Annotated in this window: 16 protein-coding genes; 7 read left to right on the top strand and 9 right to left on the bottom strand. The window is 44.2% G+C overall.

The genetic code is table 11. From position 1 onward, the window contains the following. Positions 1–14: 14 nt before the first annotated feature. Complete coding sequence (locus tag R3D00_00750) at positions 15–3197, top strand: M12 family metallo-peptidase (protein ID MEZ4771675.1); 3183 nt, start codon at positions 15–17, stop codon at positions 3195–3197. Between the two features lie 54 nt (positions 3198–3251). On the opposite strand, the gene R3D00_00745 is transcribed toward R3D00_00750, so the two are convergent. From R3D00_00745 to R3D00_00730, 4 genes are all read right to left on the bottom strand, one after another. Continuing rightward, positions 3252–4937: a VWA domain-containing protein gene (locus tag R3D00_00745; GenBank protein ID MEZ4771674.1), complete on the bottom strand. Its 1686-nt coding sequence runs from the start codon at positions 4935–4937 to the stop codon at positions 3252–3254. Positions 4938–5016: 79 nt separating this feature from the next. Further along, positions 5017–5907 (bottom strand): hypothetical protein, encoded by an 891-nt coding sequence (locus R3D00_00740; protein ID MEZ4771673.1) that lies wholly within the window; start codon positions 5905–5907, stop codon positions 5017–5019. A gap of 29 nt (positions 5908–5936) precedes the next feature. Continuing rightward, on the bottom strand, positions 5937–7067 hold the full coding sequence (locus tag R3D00_00735; protein ID MEZ4771672.1) for a glycosyltransferase family 1 protein: 1131 nt from the start codon (positions 7065–7067) through the stop codon (positions 5937–5939). Next, on the bottom strand, positions 7064–8062 hold the full coding sequence (locus R3D00_00730; GenBank protein ID MEZ4771671.1) for an NAD(P)-dependent oxidoreductase: 999 nt from the start codon (positions 8060–8062) through the stop codon (positions 7064–7066). The genes R3D00_00735 and R3D00_00730 overlap by 4 nt, the downstream gene beginning before the upstream one ends. A 21-nt stretch (positions 8063–8083) precedes the next feature. Here R3D00_00730 and R3D00_00725 point away from each other — a divergent pair, with 21 nt between their 5' ends. After that, positions 8084–9406: a M28 family peptidase gene (locus R3D00_00725; protein MEZ4771670.1), complete on the top strand. Its 1323-nt coding sequence runs from the start codon at positions 8084–8086 to the stop codon at positions 9404–9406. A 4-nt stretch (positions 9407–9410) separates the two neighbouring features. Here the strand turns inward: R3D00_00725 and R3D00_00720 are convergent, their stop codons facing one another. Beyond that, the gene (locus R3D00_00720; GenBank protein ID MEZ4771669.1) at positions 9411–10904 is read right to left on the bottom strand and encodes a choice-of-anchor B family protein; all 1494 of its coding nucleotides are present in this window, start codon (positions 10902–10904) and stop codon (positions 9411–9413) included. Positions 10905–11005: 101 nt separating this feature from the next. Between R3D00_00720 and R3D00_00715 the strand changes: the two genes are divergently transcribed. Continuing rightward, on the top strand, positions 11006–11269 hold the full coding sequence (locus tag R3D00_00715; GenBank protein ID MEZ4771668.1) for a hypothetical protein: 264 nt from the start codon (positions 11006–11008) through the stop codon (positions 11267–11269). On the opposite strand, the gene R3D00_00710 is transcribed toward R3D00_00715, so the two are convergent. From R3D00_00710 to recR, 3 genes are read right to left on the bottom strand one after another with little or no spacing between them, the layout of a single operon-like run. Continuing rightward, the gene (locus R3D00_00710) at positions 11266–11862 is read right to left on the bottom strand and encodes a hypothetical protein (GenBank protein ID MEZ4771667.1); all 597 of its coding nucleotides are present in this window, start codon (positions 11860–11862) and stop codon (positions 11266–11268) included. The two genes, R3D00_00715 and R3D00_00710, sit on opposite strands and share 4 nt — an antisense overlap. A gap of 18 nt (positions 11863–11880) precedes the next feature. After that, positions 11881–13845 (bottom strand): glycosyltransferase family 2 protein, encoded by a 1965-nt coding sequence (locus tag R3D00_00705; protein MEZ4771666.1) that lies wholly within the window; start codon positions 13843–13845, stop codon positions 11881–11883. Between the two features lie 50 nt (positions 13846–13895). Beyond that, complete coding sequence (recR, locus tag R3D00_00700) at positions 13896–14513, bottom strand: recombination mediator RecR (GenBank protein ID MEZ4771665.1); 618 nt, start codon at positions 14511–14513, stop codon at positions 13896–13898. A 154-nt stretch (positions 14514–14667) separates the two neighbouring features. Here recR and R3D00_00695 point away from each other — a divergent pair, with 154 nt between their 5' ends. Genes R3D00_00695 through R3D00_00685 form a run of 3 tightly spaced genes read left to right on the top strand, consistent with a single transcriptional unit; the run spans position 14668 to position 18887 of the window. After that, positions 14668–15171, top strand: coding sequence for a (2Fe-2S)-binding protein (locus R3D00_00695; protein ID MEZ4771664.1), 504 nt, complete (start codon positions 14668–14670; stop codon positions 15169–15171). After that, complete coding sequence (locus R3D00_00690) at positions 15158–17545, top strand: molybdopterin cofactor-binding domain-containing protein (GenBank protein MEZ4771663.1); 2388 nt, start codon at positions 15158–15160, stop codon at positions 17543–17545. Before R3D00_00695 ends, R3D00_00690 begins: the two co-directional genes overlap by 14 nt. Positions 17546–17570: 25 nt before the next feature. After that, on the top strand, positions 17571–18887 hold the full coding sequence (locus R3D00_00685) for an amidohydrolase (GenBank protein ID MEZ4771662.1): 1317 nt from the start codon (positions 17571–17573) through the stop codon (positions 18885–18887). 7 nt (positions 18888–18894) lie between these two features. Here R3D00_00685 and R3D00_00680 read toward each other — a convergent pair whose 3' ends face one another. After that, a complete protein-coding gene (locus tag R3D00_00680) occupies positions 18895–20157 on the bottom strand; it encodes a DUF5706 domain-containing protein (protein ID MEZ4771661.1) in 1263 nt (420 codons plus the stop codon). A gap of 182 nt (positions 20158–20339) precedes the next feature. Between R3D00_00680 and R3D00_00675 the strand changes: the two genes are divergently transcribed. Next, a complete protein-coding gene (locus tag R3D00_00675) occupies positions 20340–21059 on the top strand; it encodes an FKBP-type peptidyl-prolyl cis-trans isomerase (GenBank protein ID MEZ4771660.1) in 720 nt (239 codons plus the stop codon). Positions 21060–21152: the final 93 nt, after the last annotated feature.

Genomic DNA, 21152 nt, shown 5'->3' with positions numbered 1-21152 from the left:
TTAAAAGTTATAAAATGACCTTCTTCATAAGATTATTTTGGATTACCCTGACAGGTTTTCTTCTGACTCAGAGTAATCTGACTGCACAGCCAGATAAAAACCCGTGGCTAAAAATTTCTGAGACCGATATTTTGGATCAAGGCGAGCGAAAGGTCATTCCAGACCGTTACAAAACCTTTAGGCTGAATACATCTGAATGGCAGCAAAAGCTAAGTCTTGCGCCTATGGAATTTACAACTGCCGCAGCGAGTCCTGTTGAGGTAAAAATCCCGATGCCAGATGGCACATTTGAGCGTTTTCGGATTGTGGAATCGCCAATCATGGCGCCGGAGCTTGCCGCGAAATTTCCCGAAATCAAAACATATGCCGGCAAAGGGGTCGATGATCCTTCAGCTTACATTCGCCTGGACAAAACACAAAAAGGAGTTCATGCGATCGTGCTGGGTAAAAATGGAAGTGCGTTCATAGACCCATATAATAGCCTTACCACAACAGACTATATCAGCTATTGGAAGAGAGATATCGACGATGGCAGTAAAGATGGCATTTGTGGTGTTGAAGATGAAGATTTCCATCTTGCGCTACCAGACAATCTCACAGAAGGAATAGAAGGAGAACTATTGACCTATCGCCTGGCTTTGGCTGCGGATAGTGGTTACACTGCATATCATGGAGGTACAGTGGCCGGTGCGATGGCTGCGATGACGACCGTACTGAATCAGGTGAATGCAATCTATGAGAATGAAGTTTCTATCAGACTTGTACTTATTCCCAACAATAATTTGCTGATATACACAGGTGCAGACCCTTATACCAATGGCGCTCTGCCTACCATGCTCAATCAGAATCAAAACGCAGTAGATGCTGCAATAGGTAATAGCAACTACGATATCGGCCATGTACTTTCACTTGCCAATCCACAGTCAGGCGTTTTTGTTGCGGGAATTGCCCAGTTGGGTTCTGTTTGTGGAAATGGGAAAGCACGTGGCGCGTCTTCGCTTCCCACCCCTGCCGGAGGAGCATTTGCCGGAATTATTGCCCATGAGATGGGCCATCAATTTGGCGCAAATCATACCTTTAATACTAATGCCGCATCCTGTATCCAGCAGCGCAGTGCATCTACAGCGTATGAACCTGGCAGCGGATCGACCATTATGGGATATCCCAGTGCATGCGCCCCACACAATATTCAGAATAACCGCGACCTCGTTTTCCACAATAGTGCTTATTCGGAAATCGTGAATTACAGCAGAGTCGGGCCTGGAAGCAATTGCCCGCAGACTATTTCTGTAAACAATCAGGCTCCTGTAGTCTCTGTTCCTGCCGGTGGATTTTTTATCCCGATAGCCACACCTTTTCAGTTGACCGGATCAGCAACTGATCCGGATGGGGACGTAATGACTTACAGCTGGGAAGAATTTGACCTGGGACCTGCCGGTGATCCCAACACGCCTTCAGGGAATGCGCCATTATTCAGATCATTTTTACCTTCAGCTTCTCCCACAAGAATATTTCCGGCTATCAATGTGATTGTGGCAAATGCCTCTGCTTATGGCGAAAAACTTCCAACATATTCCCGTGATATGACTTTTCGGATGACCGTGCGCGACAATCACGCAGGAGGAGGCGGAGTAGAATATGGACAGGTGGCATTTAAATCTACAAATACTGCCGGACCATTTCTGGTTACCCAGCCCAATACAAGTGCGCCAGTATGGATTGCCGGTACATGGGAAGATGTGACATGGGATGTTGCCGGTACCAATCTCGCACCTGTCAATTGTGTAAAGGTCAATATTCTGATGTCCACAGACGGAGGGTTTACCTATCCGATTACGCTTGCAGAAGATCTCCTCAATACAGGGTTTGCAACAGTCAGAGTACCAGAAAACCCCGGTTTTAAAACCCGGATAAAAGTGGAGGCCGCGGACAATATATTTTTCGATATTTCTAATCAGGATTTTGAAGTGCGTATGCCTGCAAATGCAGGGTTTAGCTACTATTTGCCAGCAGATACGATCAGTGTTTGTGCACCCGATAATGCAGGGTTTCAGGTTGTGACCGCATCTCTGCTGGGGTTTAGCAGTCAGATATCTCTGAGTGCCGCTAACCTCCCAGCGGGTGCCGTAGCTGTTTTTTCCAAGCCAACCGTCAACGCCAATGACACCTCAATACTCACGATATCGAATACCAATAATATCGCATCGGGGGTGTACAGTTTTGATCTTGTCGGAACAGCAACTTCCGGAGAGACTGAAACACGAACCCTGGTACTGGAGGTTAAGTCTCAGGTACCAGCTTCCGTGATTCTCGGTTCACCCCAAAATGGCGCATTGGCCGTAACCACTTCACCAAGTTTTTTCTGGGCTCCGTTTCAGGGTGATAATGATTATAATATTGAAGTTGCTCTCAGTCCGTCTTTTATTACCAGTACACTTATTTCTTATGATATCAGAAAAACGAATAACTTTACTCCCGTACTTCCGCTATCTGCATTAACTATTTATTACTGGCGGGTTACCGCTACCAATGTGTGCGGTGTTGGGCAACCTTCCGAAATCAGGGCCTTTCAGACAGCCGGTCCCGGCACACCGCCTGCAAATCCAGCCTTTGGTACAAATCTTCCCCTGACAGTATTAAAGTGGAAAAATGAAGTGATTTCAAATGTGTTTCTTGCGGCATCTGATGGCGTAAATACACCTGCCAATATCACCTATACACTGGTAACGCTCCCCACACATGGAACAATCCTGAAGAACAACCAGGCGCTTTCCGTTGGATTTTCGTTTACCCAGGAGGATATAAATACCGGTAAGGTAAAATATCAGCACAACGGCGACAACGCGACGGCAGATAACTTCTCATTTACTGTAAAAAATCCCCAAAATGGGTTTCTGGGAACGCCAATATTTAATATTATCATCACACAGACTACCGCTGTAAATAATGAGATCCCTGGAGTAAATGTGAGTATTTTCCCCAATCCGGCAGATGAGATAATTGAAGTTCAACTGGAAGGAGACTTTGGTAAACAGTTTAATTTTAGCCTGCTGAACATGAACGGCCAGATCATTACCCGTGAAGTGGTAAAAACCTCTTCAGCGAAGATAGATGTTTCGAACCTGGCATCAGGTATTTATATTGTCAGGATTGTTTCTGAAAAAGGGGTTTTTGTACAGAAACTGGTTGTAGAATAAACAGGTTTTTACAGACATATTAGCCCGGCAGATGGAATCTCTGCCGGGCTATTTTTATTTTCTCACGGCTTTGGCTTCCTTCAATATTACCTCGTTCGCATTTTGAGAAGTAACGTGAAAATAATTTCCTCCGCCAAGATTTGCCAGAAAAGCCAATTGCTCTTCTGTACGTGGTGCTTCATTTTTACCAAAGAGAAAAACGGTAAGCTGAATATCTTCCAACGACATTTCCTCAACAAGGCGGGACGTAGCGGCAGATAACTCAAATGCGCCATCTGAAGCGAGAATAATACGGTTATTTCCACCAGGGATGAAGTGATTTTCAGCGACTTTATATGCCTGGCGCATTCCTTTTTTGATATTGGTACCTCCGCCCGATCGCAGATCGTGGATCGCCTGCAAAATGGTGGTTTTGTTGCTGGCTGAAGTAGCGTTAAGGACAATTCGTGAATCACCGGAATATGTAACAATGGCAATTTGATCTTCAGGGCGCATCAAATCCAAAATAAACTCCATGGAAGACTTTAATAAAGGAAGTTTTTCCGGTTTGGACATGGAGGCAGAAACATCGAGCAAAAAAATCAGGTTATTGGAAGCTGACCCTTCCAGGGTAGGTTCTTCTCCAAATTCGGAATATGAAACCCCTTCTTTCTCTGTAACATCGGCAAGTGGCGGACTTTGCGGTAAAAGTACGTGAAAAAGCGGCGTCTCCTCGATTTGTTTGACCAGTGATCTATTGGCAAATCCGAGGAAACGGTTGTAATAAGCGACGATACCGTATTTGTGATGATTGTAAAGCGATAGAAGCCGCTCATTGTAATGATAGTAAGCATGTGGATATGCAGTATAAGCAACTGCATTTGACCCGGTATCAAAATACTCACGTGCCCGGCGAATGATCTGGTGTGCATATTCTATCATATGGGTATATCCCATATTCTCTTTGTCATAATAAAGATCGAGCTTGCGAAGCCCTTCTTTGTTGGATTCTCTTGAAGACTCTGCTTTTGCGATCGATCCTTCCAGCAGGGTTATATATTTTTGGAGGGTTAGTCTGTCCTCTGTTTTTGCAGAAACCATAATCTGCCGGGCATTTTGTACAATCTGATTTAAATCTACCAATTCGGCTGGCAGAGGTGAAGAGGCTTCTGAAATTTCGAAGGAAAGCTGGTCTTTCATTCCCTGAAAATCATAATAGATCAGCGAACAGCGATTGAGCATTTTATAAACACCCGAAAGCGAAGGATCTTTGTAAAAACTTCGCTGATTGGAATATGATTCGAGCGTATCGCAGATACTGATAAGCTCTATTACGAGATACATCAGTTCATCGCGTTTGCGATTCAGGCTTATAAGATTTTGTTCGGGGATAGCCGCATTGCCCTGAGAAGTGACTTCGTACAGACTTTTAATATTTACTTCCGGGTCGGTAACGCCATAAGCTTTGGCACAAACCCCTTTCAGCACACCGTAATAACGATAATTGCGGATGATATCCGAAATTTCAAAAGTCAGAGGGGTCTTCCCACCAGAAATCACAAACGCATTCGCGTCCGAATTGAAGGTTTCCAACCGGTGATGAATTTCCCAGAGTATATGAATACTTTCGTTGCTAAAATCTACATATCGGTTCAGCGCATCGTGCTTTTTATTTATTCTGTCAATGGATTGTGAATGGCAAGGGTGAAAAAGTCCTGAAAACATCCAGGTACTAAAAAGAACAAGACAGACTCTGATCATGAAAACATCCTTAACTAATTCAATATAATCTATTCTTACGAAAACCTAAAATTTGTCTGATAAAAAAAATTATTCGTATTTAATCAATTACAACTTTGAACTGAATAATCTCAGTAACTCCCAGTAAATCAGGATTGTTTCGGGTTCCCTGACTTTCATACTGCATTTTTAAACCCAGGTTTAGGTTTAATTGTTGGTTTCTCCAAAAGTGAAACCTGATACCAACTCCCGGATTAAACATGATGCCGGAGCGAAACCAGTCATATCCCGAAGCTATCGAAAGGTATGGGATTGTTTTTTCTCTTGGGAAATAAATCCTCATATCGCCAAATGCATACCTCCCGGTATTTCTTTGTTCATTGACGTTGTACAGTATATCTGCCCCCAATCCGACGCCAATCGAAAATCTGTTTTCCAGTCTGTATGCCATTAGTATATTTATCAACGCGCCCGGATATACTGTCGAAACGCCAGGTGAAGCTACCGTACCGCCTACTTCCAAAAAAACTACTGTCGATCCGTAAAGAATGCTCTGCTGGTTTGAACTTTTCAATTCCTGCCGGGTTTGCTTCTCCCCTTCGGCACTTCTTTTAAATGTCGCGTCATTTGGTGTAGGCTCTTTATTGATTTTTCTGATATCTTCCATTCGCCAGGCAAAGTCATTTCCCCGTTCATCCTCGATTTTCAGAAACTTCCCCCACTCGTATTCAATAATAAAACCGCGTATGACTCCGCCGTTTTTTAAATAAACGACATCCCAGTATCCTTTGATTCCTTTTGGACGAAAGACTTCTGATATATCTTCAAAAGTATAAGTTCTTATCTGGAAATTGGCGGTTTGTATTCTTATATGGGAAAAAGGAACTTCTTCCACAATTAACCCATATGCCTCTCTCCCATCAAAAAGAAACACGCCGTCTTCCTGTGCCCAAACATTCACACTGCCGGAGATCCACAGGAGTAAAAACATAAATATTTTATACGGTTTCCGCATATCTTTCAGTCCATTCCGGCAATTTGGCGATAGAGTTGCATCACTTGTCGTGTAACGGAAGAAAAGTGAAACCTTTCTGCATACAGGACTCCTTTCTCTCTCATTTGGTTGCCCAGGTTTTGGTCTTCTGCTACTTTTTGTATGTGTAATTTAAGCAATTCTGTATTTAGTGGATCAGTACAAATACTATGAGGCCCTGATGCTTCCGGGAGGGAGGAGATGTCTGAAGTGATTACGGGTGTTTGGCTTATCAGGGCTTCAATCACCGGAATCCCAAATCCTTCATAAAGAGAAGGATACACAAATACGACAGCTGCCTGGTAGATAGCCGGTAGGTCAGGATAAGATAAATTATTTACAAAGATCACCCACTTTTCCAGGTTATTTGCTGCGATATACTGCAACACCATGCGCTTGTAACTGCTTCCGTCTCCCACCACGACCAGCGGGATTCTTTGGCTATCGTTCATCAGATGGATGGCCTTTACGAGAGAAAGCAGATTTTTCCGCTCTGTAACAGAACCTACATACAGTATATATTCTGATGGAAGCTGATATTTTTGGCGAATGGCCTCCCGCTGCGAACTATCTGCCTGAAGATAAAACTGCGAATCGCAGGCCTGATAAATGACAGATATTTTTTCTTCCGCTATGCCATAATAGCGAATAATATCTTCTTTCGTTTGGGTACTGATCGCGATAATATGGTCAGCGTTTCTGCAACTATATGAAAACTTGGTATCGTAGATGATTCTGTCTGGCAGGCGGTATTGATTTGGGTAAACCTTAAATATCAGATCGTGAATCGTTACAATGGTTTTTAAACCGGAGGAAGACTTCAAACCAAAAGGAATTTCATGGCTCAGGCCATGATATACATCAATGTGGTTTTTTTGAATATCCTCATTTATCCGCCATGATCTCCAGAGAAATCGCCCTTTGGCCGGAAGATGAATATGAAAGGGGGAATGATCGAGAAAAGGATTAATACGGGGATTATCAGAGATCGAAGGCGTAAAGAGATGTAATGATTCGTCCGGGAACAGGGTTGCAAGATTATGGACCAGGGTGCGGCTGTAATTGCCGAGACCTGTGAAGTTGTGAAATAATCGTTTGGCGTCGAATCCTATTCTCATGAAGATATTAAGCGATTAACAAATCCCAGGATCATCTGGTTGATATTTTCTCTGGACTCAAAAGACCAGCCGCCTATATGCGGTGTAAGGACAACATTGCTGCGGGAAAATAAATTCCCATAGTTCAATTTCTGCGCCTCTGTCAGTGAGTCAAATTTCTCATTTTCAAGCACATCTATACCTGCAGCTAATACTTTACCTGAATCCAGTGCCTGTAACAGATCGGGTAGATTGACAATCGGTCCGCGGGAAAGATTCAGCAAAACGACAGGCCTGGCAAAACGGTCAAAAAAATCTTTGTTTACCCAACCCCGGGTTTCTTCGGTCAGTGGGATATGGAGAGTGACGACGTCGCTTTGTGCGAAAATTTCTTCCATTCCCACTGCTTTTACCCGGTCATCCCCGTAGTCTTTCAGGTATTTGTCGTAAGCGAGAAGCCGGGGTTCGAAGCCCGATATTTTTCTGGAAAATGCTTTACCTGTATTGCCAAAGCCAATGATTCCAATAGTTTTTCCGCCGATCTCAGTACCCCGGTTTTCTTCCCTTTTCCATTGAAAATTTCTCACCTGACGGTCAGCATTTAAAATCTTGTGCTGAAGCACAAGCAACATACCTACGGCCTGCTCCCCTACCGAATCGGCATTCCCGCCTTTGGTATTCAGCACTTCTACCCCGCGACTTTGGAGATAGGGCTCATCAATATGATCCATTCCTACTCCTGCGCGGATAACCATTCGCAATTTGGGCGCAAAATCAGCGACTTCTTTATCTACCCTGATTTTGCTGTTGATAATCAGGATCTCACACTCCGGAATGAGGGTCAGCACTTCTTCTCTTGTAGTTGAAGGAATATAAATCACCTCCGCAGGAAATTTCCTCAGTTCTTCCAGAAAGTGGAGGGGGAATTCGTCAATAACGAGAATTTTCATCGTAAAGGTAAAATCAGGTATTCCGTCAAAAGTAGGAAATTTCCGATATTGTTGATTCCTATCCATCTACTAATGATTCACCTTCTTATGAAAAATATCTTTTTGCCTGTTTTTCTGATCATTTTCTTCCCTCTTTATATGTTTTCACAACCGGACATTTCAGATGAGGAGGTTATCAGGCTGGCACGAATAGAGATTGATACGCTGTGTTCGACAACGTTTGCCGGAAGAGGATATATAGATGATGGACACAAAAAAGCCGCCGGCTATCTGGAATCAAAGTTTCGCGAATCGGGACTTAAAGCAGTGGTTCCGGTTGGGAAATCCATGAGCTACCAGCAGCATTTCCCTCTGAATATCAATCTGATAACGGGTGCAAGTCTGATCTTTGGAAAGGATACGATAAGGCCGGGAAAGGACTTTATCGTGAGCCGGTTTTCGGGGAATGGTCATTTTTCAGGGCGAATGGCAGATCTTGGTTATGCCCTCACGACGCCTTCGCATTCACTGATCGGGAAAATTGCAGTTTTTCGGGATGGATGGCCCGAAGAGATTGCCAATGATCCGGAGAAGCAAAAACAATACAAAGATCTCGCACATGCGACTGACAGGATCGGGATGCTGCTGAGTTATCATCCGCAGGGAATTATTGTCATACAAAAAAAACTCACAGCCGGATTTAGCCGGGAGCAGTATCCCGTGCCGGTGCTGGAGTTAAAGGAATCAGCTGTACCTGAAAAGTTGCGATCGGCGAAACTGTCGGTCTCCGCAGAAATGGCACAAATCACCTCACAAAATGTGATGGGAATGGTGGAGGGAAAAATATATCCCGATTCGGTGTTCATTGTATGTGCCCATTACGATCACCTGGGCAAACTTGAGGATGCGGTTTTTACCGGTGCCAACGACAATGCCTCGGGGGTATCCATGATTTTGTCAATGGCAACATACTTTGCGCAACCCTCACACCAGCCCGATTATTCCATGCTTTTCATAGCTTTTGGCGGCGAAGAGACCGGCCTGGTTGGTTCGGGTTATTATGTAAATCAGGCGCCCGTTGTGCCACTGGCGAAGACAAAATTTGTCCTGAACCTTGACCTGATGGGCAATGGAGTCGACGGTATTATGGCAGTAGGCGGGATCGATTTTCCGGATTCATTTGGAAAGCTGGTATCGATCAACGATACGATGAAGTATGTGCCGGTGGTTCGTTCCCGGAAAAATGCGCCCAACAGCGACCATTACTTTTTTCTGGAAAAAGGAATCCCCGGTTTTTTTATCTATACGCTGGGCGGACCGCCCCATTATCACGACGTCAACGACACCCCCTCGACAATAGAATTGTCGAAGTATGCAGAAGTAAGGGCGCTGTTAATCAGGTTTTTAACAGCATTGGCTTCAGGTAAATAATTAGCTACCGGATGATCAGTTTTTTTCTGACAGACGAGTTTTCTGATGAAAGCACGAGTATATATACTCCTGGCGTAATTCCGTTTACCTCCAGGGTTTCTGAGCGATTTCCCCGAACGAAAGGGCCTTGTTTTAATACTTTTCCATGGAGGTCATAAATCGCTGATTCATAAGTATCCGAAGATTCGACATTCACCTGTAGGGTTTGGTTTGCAGATATTGGGTTGGGGAAAAGTTTTACCGCGGGCTCGTTGGTTATGGTATAGGTATCGACAGGTTTTGGAAAATTTTTGCCCCGATTGTTGATTCCTGTATTTTGTGTCATCTCTGCGTAGCCAGTTTCATCAAGGGTAAAGTCCTGGCTGATATTGACAGGAGCAGGTTTCAGGTCGTCAAATTCAAGGATAAACAGGCCAAACTGCTGATCTGATCCCAGGATATTATGTGAGGGTAAAAAAGGATAAACGCCCCAGGCACCATCATAACCGGTATAAGCGACATTGGTAGTATCTGTATCATACCATGCGACTTTTTCGGGAGCTACCACATCACGGATATCAAAAATCTGGATGCCGTCCTGGTAATAGGATACAAATGCATATCCGCCTCTGACCAGTGGATTATGCGGGATGCTGTTGGTTGCCGTAGGGCCGACAAGATTTGATTTGAAAGTAGAAACAATGGTGAGGTCTGTAAGGTCTGTGATGTCGAGGATTCGCAGCGGTCTGCCAAAACTTTCATCCGCAAACACAAGAAAATTCCCATCATCGGTAAGCCAACTGGAGTGATTGTATCCCTGGTTAGGGTAACTCGTCAGGTTGCCGATAAGCACAGGTGTAGTCGGATTTGTCATGTCATAGATATACAAACCGTTGAAGCCATGAGAACAATAAGCGATATTATTTCTGACATACACATCATGCACATAACCACCCGGAAGATTAATTGACGCGAGAACCACCGGATTTGCGGGGTCATTGGTGAGATCAAGAACGATAAGTCCGTTGGGGCGTGTATTACTTCCTGCAACATAGAGACGCCCAAAATCTTCGTCGATGAATATATTATGCGCTCTTTCTACAATTGCATTGGAATCGTACACTTTTATAACAGATCCCGGCAGACCGGAATAATCAAAAATCTGGAGTCCCGACGGGCTGGAGGTACTTGTTTCATCTGCCACCCCATAGGCATAATGCCCAAAAGTCTTAAAATCCCGCCAGATAGAATTGACTGCACCTGCAAAACGTGCAACTTCGGCAGGGTTTGAGGGATCTGTGACATCTATAAAATGAGTTTGACCGGCAGAGCCCAAAATTGCATATTCCCGATATCCGTGCACAAACCCCCAAACCTCGTTGTAAATCAATCCGGAGTGCTCCGGAAGGTTAGTATCCTGCCAGTTTGCCATCAGATTCAGATTTTGAGAAGTCTGGGAAAATCCGTGTAAAAGGAAGGCGGCAGAAAGTGTCAATAGTAAAACAAAACGTATCATCATGCAGGGTTAAAAAAATCTATCCGTAAATATACTTTTTGCCAGCCAAAAGCCAGTGTTTTACGTCTATATACTATAAGAACCCAACTGCAAACATCAATACCATGTATTACACCCATTCCAATTCACTTTCCTGGCAAACCAATGAACTCACTTTTCGCAATCAATCACTCCGGGATATAAGACTGATGCTGGAAAACCGATATGGTGCAGAGATTTATATGTACCATGATATGTTGCGTTTTCATCCTACCTTCCAATCTGTCGATGAAGACATAAAGCGGCAGGACGAAATCAAGCTGGTGCTGTACCTGCAATATGAAGAGCAATCAGATCAAATGGTTATCAGAGGTTTGGTGAAGAGTTAAGGTTTTTTTTCTACACCCAGCCACCCATCGTCCTGTGCATTTGGCGCGGCGATTCGTTTATTTTCCATTTTCTCTTTGAAAAGAAAAACTACCATTTCTATGGTGATTTTTCCACCTTTCTGTGGATCAAAGCGTAGTTCACAGATAAAGTTTCTCATGCCGATAGGGAAGTTAAAGGCATCATTGAGACCGTGAACAGAAAATTTATCAGCAAAGGCCTCCTCAAATTCAGGCCCAAAAGAGGCATATTCGGGTTGTTCCCAAAAGACATTGTGCATAAGGCTACGCACTTCATTTAGCCAGAATTCGCGGTTAAGTGTTACAACCTTTGGGTCTATAATCAGATTAAAAGTAATGTGATGGCGGATACAACCTTCCTGCGTAATCATGATCAGGCGGTCGTTTCCCATTCTCGCCATTTCAATCTGGGATTGGGCATTCCATGTATGATTGGAAAAAAAAGGATTAAACCGCTGAATCAACGGTTTCAGATCTTCCGGTTTTAGTCTGCAATCTTCATTTTGTGAAAAAGCAGCCAGAGAAGAAACGAGAATCCAAAGGGTTGCGAAGAACAGATAAATGGAGGATTTCATAATGCAATTTAGCGAGTATCAATTGATTTTTCGCCAGCCTTTCAGTAAGATTTCCAGATCCAGATCCCAGGAATATGTGCGGGCATAATATTTATCCAATCCCTCTTTATTGACTTTACTCATCGGTACCCGACCATTTACTCTGTCGAGCATGTTGAGGAGGCCGGGTTTAATATCTGGAAGCCCTTCTGCCTCAGGATGGATATAACCTACCATATGGTATTTCATGGTAAGAACCTGGAAAAGTTTGGGCAATACCTCCATCGGTTTTTTATATAGCCAAAACAATAAAGGGAAAGTTCCGATGAGCACGATACTGCTTAGGATGTCAAAAAATTGTTTGTGGAGGCGCATCTCTCGCTGCTGCAGATTAAAATGAAGTTTTCGGCTGAAGCGCGAAGTGTGAATGGCCTGAGGTCCGACAATATAGTCCGCCTCGGGAGGTACAATTTTGTAATCTACCCCGGTATCCTGAATTTCCATCATGATATCGAGGATCTGTTCAGTAGGAATTGTCTGGTTGCAAAAAATGACCTCTGCGATATCGTAAAACTGGATAATTTCCCGCAGCTGGTTTAAACCGCCGAGTTTTTCGACATCTGACAGATCTAATGGGAGGTTTCCTTTTCCGACTACCCCAATAATATTGACCGGATACTCCAGTTCTCCTTTAATAAGTGCAATGACCCGACTGAGACCTTTGCCCTCTCCAGCCACCACTACCCGCTTTCGGGATTCTTCTGTAAAGAAAAAGCTGCCTTTCTCGCGCCGGTTGATCATACCTCTTACTGCTATCGCGATGACCATGGAAAAAATGGCTGACAGGCCCACGATTGCCCGGGAAAAATTTTTCACCCAGCCAAACATATAGGTGCCTGTTGCGATAGCCACAAACGCCAAAAATGGGGCAATAATCAGGGGTCGAAGTTTGTAGGGTTTTTTATATGCACCGGCAATCCAGTAAAACAGAATGAAGATTGCCGTGTAAGCCGGCAGGTAAAGCGTTATAAATTCCGGAGGATATTGCCCCCCTTCGATATATTTTACATAATGTTCCCAATAGGCTTTAATGCCAAACATCATCCCATACACCAAAATTCCTTCCATCACGGGTATGCCCAATTTTTTGATCAGCCGGTGGAAAATAGCGACCAATGCACGGAAATAAACCGCGAGCATAACAGCGCCGATAAAAAAATGCCGTTTACTGCCGCCGAAGTGTTTTCGTGCAAAAATGATCATGGCCTGATAAAATACCTTCACGTAGTTCAGGCTTCCTTTTTTGGTGCTTTCTCCTTTATAGTGAATGATTTGAGTGTCGGCAAAATACCAGCATTTGTACCCCGCAAGATTTACCCGGTAGGAGAGGTCAATATCCTCTCCATACATAAAAAATACTTCGTCAAGAAGGCCGATTTTATCCAGAACCGATTTTCTCAGCCACATGAATGCGCCGGAGAGAACCTCTATTTCATGGTTTTTATTTTTATCGAGATAGGTGAGATGATATTTTCCAAATCGCCTGCTTTTGGGGAAAAGTCTGGAGAATCCAAAAATTTTGTAAAAGGAAACCCAGGCAGTCGGCAAAGACCGTTTGGACTCAGGGAGAAACCGCCCTTGTCCATCGATCATCTTTACCCCCAGTGCGCCGCAATCAGGATGGTTTTCCACAAAATCAAAACACTTGCGAAACGTCGTTTCTTCCACAATCGTGTCCGGATTAAGCAGAAGAATATATTTGCCATTGGCGATTTTTATACCCTGATTATTGGCTTTGGAAAAACCCGGATTGTCCCGGTTTTCAATCAAAATTACTGTGTCGCCAAATTTGTCTCTGATCATTTGCTGACTTCCGTCAACAGAGTTGTTGTCCACGACAATTATTTCCCCCTCCAGCCCCTTCAACGCTTTGCGCACGGAGATCAGACACTGTTCGAGAAAGTGTTTGACATTATAATTGACGATGATAACTGAGAGATCCAAAATATTCTATGAATAACGAGTTCAACAGCCTGTGTATCAAAAATTTAAGGTTATTCCCTTCCCGGTATAACCATTCGGGTTCTGTTGAGAATAGAGCGGGCAAGGGTAACTTCATCCGTAAACTCCAGATCCATACCAACTGGTATCCCCCGGGCAATGCTGGATATTTTTACAGAAAATGCGGACAATTTTTTTGATATATAAAATGCCGTGGTATCTCCTTCGATATTTGCGCTGAAGGCAAAAATTACTTCTTTGACCGAAGACTGCTTGATCCTGGAAATCAATGGCTCTATATTAAGCAGAGAAGGGCCCACGCCCTGAAGCGGATTGATCAGTCCGCCAAGTACGTGATACAGTCCGCTGAACTGATGCGTACTTTCGAGAGCAATGACATCTTTGGTATCTTCTACTACACAGATAATATCCTGCTCCCGGCGGCTGTTGCTGCAAATTTTGCATTTTGGCAGATCGGATATATTAAAGCAAACCTCGCAGTATCTGATATTTCTTCTCAGGTCAATAATTGATCCGCCCAGTCTGACAGCATCTTCTTCTGATTGTTTAAGAATATGAAGTGCCAGCCGGAGGGCTGTTTTTCTCCCAATACCCGGAAGGGATGAAAGCTCATTTACCGCATCTTCTATAGCTTTTGAAGGATATTCCATGCTTTTAATTCTTGCGGAGCGTTAATTCCTGCAAAGTTACAAAAAAGGCAGTTATGAATTACCTGACAGGTTTTGATCTTTATTTGAATTAATTTAGCTTGTAGTAGTAAATTTCCCCTGATATTTATCCCACGAGAATATATAGCCTGAAATTATGGAATCTTTTACCCTCAATATTAATGGAACCAAACACACGGTTGATGCAGATCCGCAGATGCCGTTGTTGTGGGTTATCCGAGATATGATAGGCATGACCGGAACTAAGTACGGTTGTGGTATTGCCCAATGTGGCGCCTGCACAGTCCATCTCGATGGCGCGCCGGTTCGTTCGTGTAGTCTGCCAATATCGGCAGTAAAAGAAAGTCAAAAGATATTGACGATAGAAGGCCTTTCTTCCGAAAAAAATAACGCTGTGCAGCAGGCGTGGATTGAGGAGCAGGTGCCTCAGTGCGGATATTGTCAGTCTGGGCAGATTATGTCTGCTATGGCGTTGCTGAAGACAAATCCTAATCCCACCGACGAAGATATTGATCGTGCGATGCAGGGAAATATATGCCGTTGTGGTACTTATGTACGAATCCGGAAAGCCATTCACCGTGCAGCAGAAATAATGGCAAGTGCTAACCCTACAACCGAAAAAAACTATGAATCAGCCTAAACTATCCCGCAGAAGATTTCTGTTTATATCGGGCGTTTCGGGTACAGCCCTCGCCTTCGGCTTTTTCTCCGGTTGCGATGACTCCTCAACGACGACTGGTCAAAAACTTTTGTCTATGACCGATGATCCTGTTTCAGGAACATCGCTGAGAAACTTTGTGGTGATTGATGCAGATGGCAGCATCACTATTATGAACACGCGTCCGGAAATCGGGCAGGGTACTTTCCAGTCTGTACCGGCTATGATTGCGGAAGAACTGGAAGTTGACCCGGCGAAAATCAAAATCCGCCAGGCTCCTTCCGATGGGAAAAAATACGGATGGCAGGGGGTTGGCGGTTCCAGCACGGTTCGTGGTGATTGGGTGAAACTTCGCAGCATCGGAGCTTCTGCGCGAATTTTTCTGATTTCAGCCGCTGCAATGAAATGGAGTGTTTCTCCTGAGGACTGTTATGCAGAAGATGGGAAAGTATTCAATAAAAATACAAAAGCCAGCCTTACTTATGGCGAGCTGATTTCCGCTGCTGCCGATTTTGAACAAAAGGCGCTCAACGCCCGCGAAATGCTTCTCGAAGCGGCTGCCGGCTACTGGAAAACCGATGTATCCAAATTATTCACCCGTGAGGGAAAAGTCACCAACCGGGAAACCAAAGAAAGTATTTCTTATGAAGATCTGATTCCGGAGCTTGAAAGTAATGGTAAGAAAAAAGGGGATGCACTTGCTTCAGAAGATTTGGTCAGTTCAATCAAACAGTTGGAGGTGATCGAAAATCCTCCGCTTAAAGATTATAAAGACTTTAAGGTAATCGGAAAATCTTTCCCAAGGCCCGATATAGAGCTTAAGGTAAATGGCACAGCTATGTTTGGTCTTGACGAAAAAATGGAGGGCATGTTATATGCTTCCGTTGAGCGGTGCCCGACATTTCAGGGTAAGGTAAAGAGCTACGACGAAGCGGCGGCTCTGTCTGTCCCCGGAGTGAAAAAAGTCGTTAAGGTAAACCGGAAGGTTTTCCGATGGACCTATGAAGGCGTAGCCGTTGTCGCCGAAAACTACTGGGCGGCACTTCAGGGAAGAAAAAAACTGAATGTGCAGTGGGATAATGAGGAAATGCTTTCCTGGAATCAGGACAAAATAGAAAACCTACTTCGGGCCAATCTCCAAAAAGAAGGCCATATCAAGCGCAATGAGGGAGATTTCCCCAAAGGATTTAAGTCCGCAGCAAAAACGCTGGAAGCTGTATATGAGACGCCCTATCTGGCGCATTCCTCCATGGAGCCGCTCAACGCGCTGGCACATGTGCAGGGTGATAAGTGCAAGGTGATCGTTTCCACTCAATCGCCCAACTCCAATCGTTCCACAGTGGCAGAAGTTCTCGGGATTCCCGAAGAGAATGTGGAGTTTTATGTCTCGTTTGTCGGCGGAGGTTTTGGCCGCAGAGCTTTTGAAGACTGGGTACCTGAGGCGGCGCTGCTTTCCCGCGAAATGAATGCGCCTGTCAAAGTCGTCTGGACCCGTGAGGATGATACTACGCTGGGGCCATTTCGCCCTGCTACATATAGCGCGTTTAAGGGAGGGGTAGATGAAAATGGCAAGCTCGTAGCTTATGAGCATAAAATGACCGGCCAGCATATGGGGCTTCAGGATGAAGGTGCAGATACGGCAAATCCTTCTCTCTGGATTATGGAAGGAGCCAATGAGCATTACGATATACCCAATGCCCGGTCGCAATATGTACTCACTGAAACCCCGATTCCCGTCATGTGGTGGCGGTCGGTGTATGCTTCGACCAATGGATTTACTGACGAAGGGTTTATCGATGAGATGGCACATCTGGCAGGCCGGGATCCTATGGAGTTCCGGATAAGCATGTGTGAAAAAGCCCCGAGGTTTAAGGCGGTGCTGGAGACCCTTTCGGAGAAAGCGGAATGGAGCAAAACCTTGCCGCAGGGATGGGGACGTGGCGTGGCTATTGTTCAAAGCTTTGGTACAATCTGTGCCCATGTGATCAAGGTCTCTAAGTCAGACAAACTGAAAATCGAGCGAGTGATAACCGTCATGGACTGCGGGATGTATGTAAATCCTGACACTGTCCGCGCACAGATTGAAGGCTCTGTGGTTATGGCACTGACCGCAGCGCTGAAGCAGCCGATTACTTTTAAGGCAGGTGCAGCGGAGCAAAACAACTTCCACCAGTATCAGATGCTCCGCATCAATGAATGCCCCCCCATAGAAATTCACCTGATGCAAAACAGCGAAAATCCCGGAGGTGTGGGAGAGCCGGCACTTCCTCCGACCGCACCGGCATTGGTCAATGCAATTTTTGCAGCGACAGGTAAAAGAATTCGCAGGTTACCATTTGATATTGGTTCTGTTTAAGTATTGATTGAGAATTAATCCAGGAATGAAAAAATACACGCTCGCTTTTATTCTGTTTTCTTTTTTGTACGTCACAATGTCGGCGCAAAATGACTATATGGCGTACATCGAAAAAGATTATCCTTATCTGGATAACTTATACAAACACCTTCACAGCCATCCGGAGCTTTCTTTTCATGAAAAGGAGACCGGGGCACGTCTCGCTAAAGAGATGCGCGACATTGGATTTGAAGTGACGGAAAATCTGGGAGGATATGGGGTTGTTGCCGTGCTGAAAAACGGAAAAGGCCCTACAATACTTATTCGTACAGATACAGATGGTCTTCCGGTTGTCGAAGAAACCGGCGTTGATTATGCGAGTACAGTAAAAGTCAAAGATGATGCAGGCAATGAAGTAGGTGCCATGCACGCCTGTGGCCATGATATTCATATGACGGTGTGGACGGGAACTGCCCGATTGCTGCAAAGTCTGAAAAAGCAATGGAAAGGAACCCTGGTGTTTATTGCTCAACCAGCCGAAGAACGCGGAGGTGGCGCCAAAGCGATGCTTGACGATGGGCTGTATGAAAAATTTCCCAAACCTGATTATGCATTAGCTTTACATACCAAGGCCGAACTTGCAGCAGGTACAATTGGATTTCGGCCTGGTTTTGCACTGGCTAATGTGGACATGGTTGATATTACTGTCTTTGGAAAAGGAGGACACGGTGCATATCCGCATACAACCATAGACCCTGTAGTCATTGCGGCAAAGATGATTTTGGGATTTCAAACGATCGTGAGTCGTGAAATTTCTCCATTGGAACCTGCTGTTATTACGGTTGGTTCTATCCATGGTGGTACAAAAGGAAATATCATTGGGAATGAAGTAAAGCTGGAACTTACGCTCCGCTCCTATTCAGATGATGTCCGCACCCATTTGATCGAGAGTATCAAACGTATTTGCAAAGCAGAGGCAATGGCTGCCGGCCTACCAGAAAGTATGTACCCATCGGTCTATATCCGCGACGAGTTTACACCAGCTACCTATAACGATCCGGCTCTGACAGAACGGTTAGCGAAGGTGTGGAAAAATACGTTGGGCAACGATGATGTTGTAGAAACTACCTCTGTCATGGGAGGAGAAGATTTCAGCAGATATGGTCGCACAGAAGATAAAGTTCCGATTTGTATTTTCTGGTTGGGCGTAGTGGAGCCGGAAAAAGTAGCTGCAGCGGAGCGAGGTGAATTGCAGTTGCCTTCTTTGCATTCTTCCAAATACAAACCTGTGCCCGAACCGAGCATAAAAACCGGGGTAAATGCGATGACAGCAGCGGTTCTTGATCTGTTGGGGCAGAAGTAATAAAAAATCAGAGGATTCCTTCCTGCCCTAACCAATAGCAGATGCCAAAAATAAGGAGCGAGGCGGCCATTCCATACATAAAGACATTGTAGGCAATTCGCAAAAGCTGGAACTTCTTAGCTAATACCCTCCCGAGGAAATAAATATCTTTGGCCATACTTCCGTAGAGGTATTTGGCATCGTCCATCATTTGATCGATTCCCCACTGGTAATCGTCAAGATCCATATTGTGGAAGTTTCCGAAAAAAAGGAGATTGGTTTTTTTGTCAAGGATGTCTTCTCTGGAAAATATACCTGAGTTGATTTTGGGCCTTGTGGCGAGGATAGCAAATACAATCGTGGACATACAAACTACCAAAATCGAAAACAGTGGAAATTCCAGAAATTTTGACTCATTTAGCAATTTCGGCTCAATGGCTTTGGTAATAATGATGGAGATAATAATGGCATTAATGGAAAGGAGAATGTTGGCTTTATTATCTGCAATCGAGCTAAGGCTGATATGAGTTCTATAGGTAGTGCGAAACATGGTTTCTATTCCACGTTCGGGGCGCTGGCGATCCAGTTTTTTTATCTTCCTTTTCAGCTTGTCTATTTTGGTCTGTGCTTTATCGAGCTGATAATTTTGAATCGCGATTTCTGCTTCATTTGCCTCTTTTTGAGGCAGATTATTCTTTAGCGCTTTTTTCAGTTTGCGGATATTTTCTTTCTTTTTAGGCGCCAGGAACTCCTTTCCAAAGTCTGAGTAATATTCGTGTTCTCTGAAAAAGTCATAATTAAACTTGTCCCATTCTGCGTCGGTAAAGTCTCGGTTGCAGAAAACTTTCCATTCTTTTCGTATTCCCTGGCTTTTAGGTATTGCATCTTCCTGTGCAAGATTATAAAGATCAGCATCTTTTATCACGCCTTCCATGGCATTGCGTGGCTCAAAATCCAGTTTAGTGGCTTCGATTAGTTCTACAATTCTTTCTATCCGGGTTTCTTTCATTTTCTGACCGGCAAGAAATTCCCTGGCAATCTCAATACTGTATTCTTCATGTCCGATATAGGTTTTGATATACCCCAGGTCGTGCAGCCACGCAGCAATTTTAAGTGTTTCAATTTCCTTTGGCGTAAACATGCTGTGGCGGCCGATTTCCTCAACCGATTCGACCACTTTAGCGGTATGATCCAGATTGTGATAATCATAATCCGGATGCAATTGATGGGTCAGAATGTCCCGGGAGAAGGCTTCCGCTGCTGCGAGTAATTTTGTGTTGGTGGCTTCCATAATTCTCCGGTAAGATAGAATGAATTTTTCTTATACGATTTCAGACGGATATAAATGTAGTTCATAAGTTTTTACCGCCCAAACGCACATACAAGTTAAAATTTAGTCAGTTATTGGGTTAAACTCAATTCTTTCCACTAATTTAGCCCCTCATTCATCCTGAAGAAAATTTTCCTGGAAGCATGAAGGTACATAAATTGCAAATTTGGGGTTGCCTGTTACTCCCGATGGTCTGGTATTCCTGTTCACAGCAAAAAACAGGCATCAACAATGAAAGCCTGAAACCCCAAAGCAAGTTGGATAGCATTTCCTATATAGTCGGAAATAATCTTGCATACCAATCAGTAGGTGTTGACTTAAATCCCGCAATGATTTCTCAGGGATTTCATGATGCCAGTACTAAAGCCGAATTGTTGATATCTACTGAGGCGGCCAACCGTCTGATGATAGATTTTCAGCGGGAACTATCTAATCAGCAGGCACAAAAAATTCAGCAGGAAGCGGCAACCAATGAAATACTGGGTATGAAATACCTGGAAGAAAACCGTACAAAGCCTGGATTTACAGAGTTGGCCAGTGGCCTTCAGTATAAGGTTCTCCGGAGTGGCAAAGGTGAATCTCCTGACCTGAATGATATCGTGAAAACCCGTTTTACCGGTAAAACGATTGACGGCAATATTTTTGATACCACCGAAAAAAATGGTACCAGTGATCCCCGCTCCTTTGAAGTGAGTAAAGTCATCCCCGGCTGGCAGGAAGCTTTGCTTATGATGAAACCCGGCGATCATTGGGAACTAGTCATTCCTTCCGAATTGGGCTATGGAAGAGAACTCCGAGACCCAATTCCGCCCAACTCTGTCCTGATTTTTGATCTGGAATTGCTGGAGGTTATTAAAAAATAAAGTTTTTGGGCGGATTGTTAAAAAAATCTCCTTCTTTTTGAAATCTTAATCGTTTTCGTTGCCGGAATTTATCATTCCTTAATGCACCTCCAT

Source organism: Bacteroidia bacterium, from assembly GCA_041391665.1.
In the GTDB taxonomy this organism is placed as follows: domain Bacteria; phylum Bacteroidota; class Bacteroidia; order J057; family J057; genus JAGQVA01.
The sequence above is the reverse complement of the archived record's forward strand: the minus strand, read 5'-3'. Positions and strand labels throughout refer to the sequence as shown.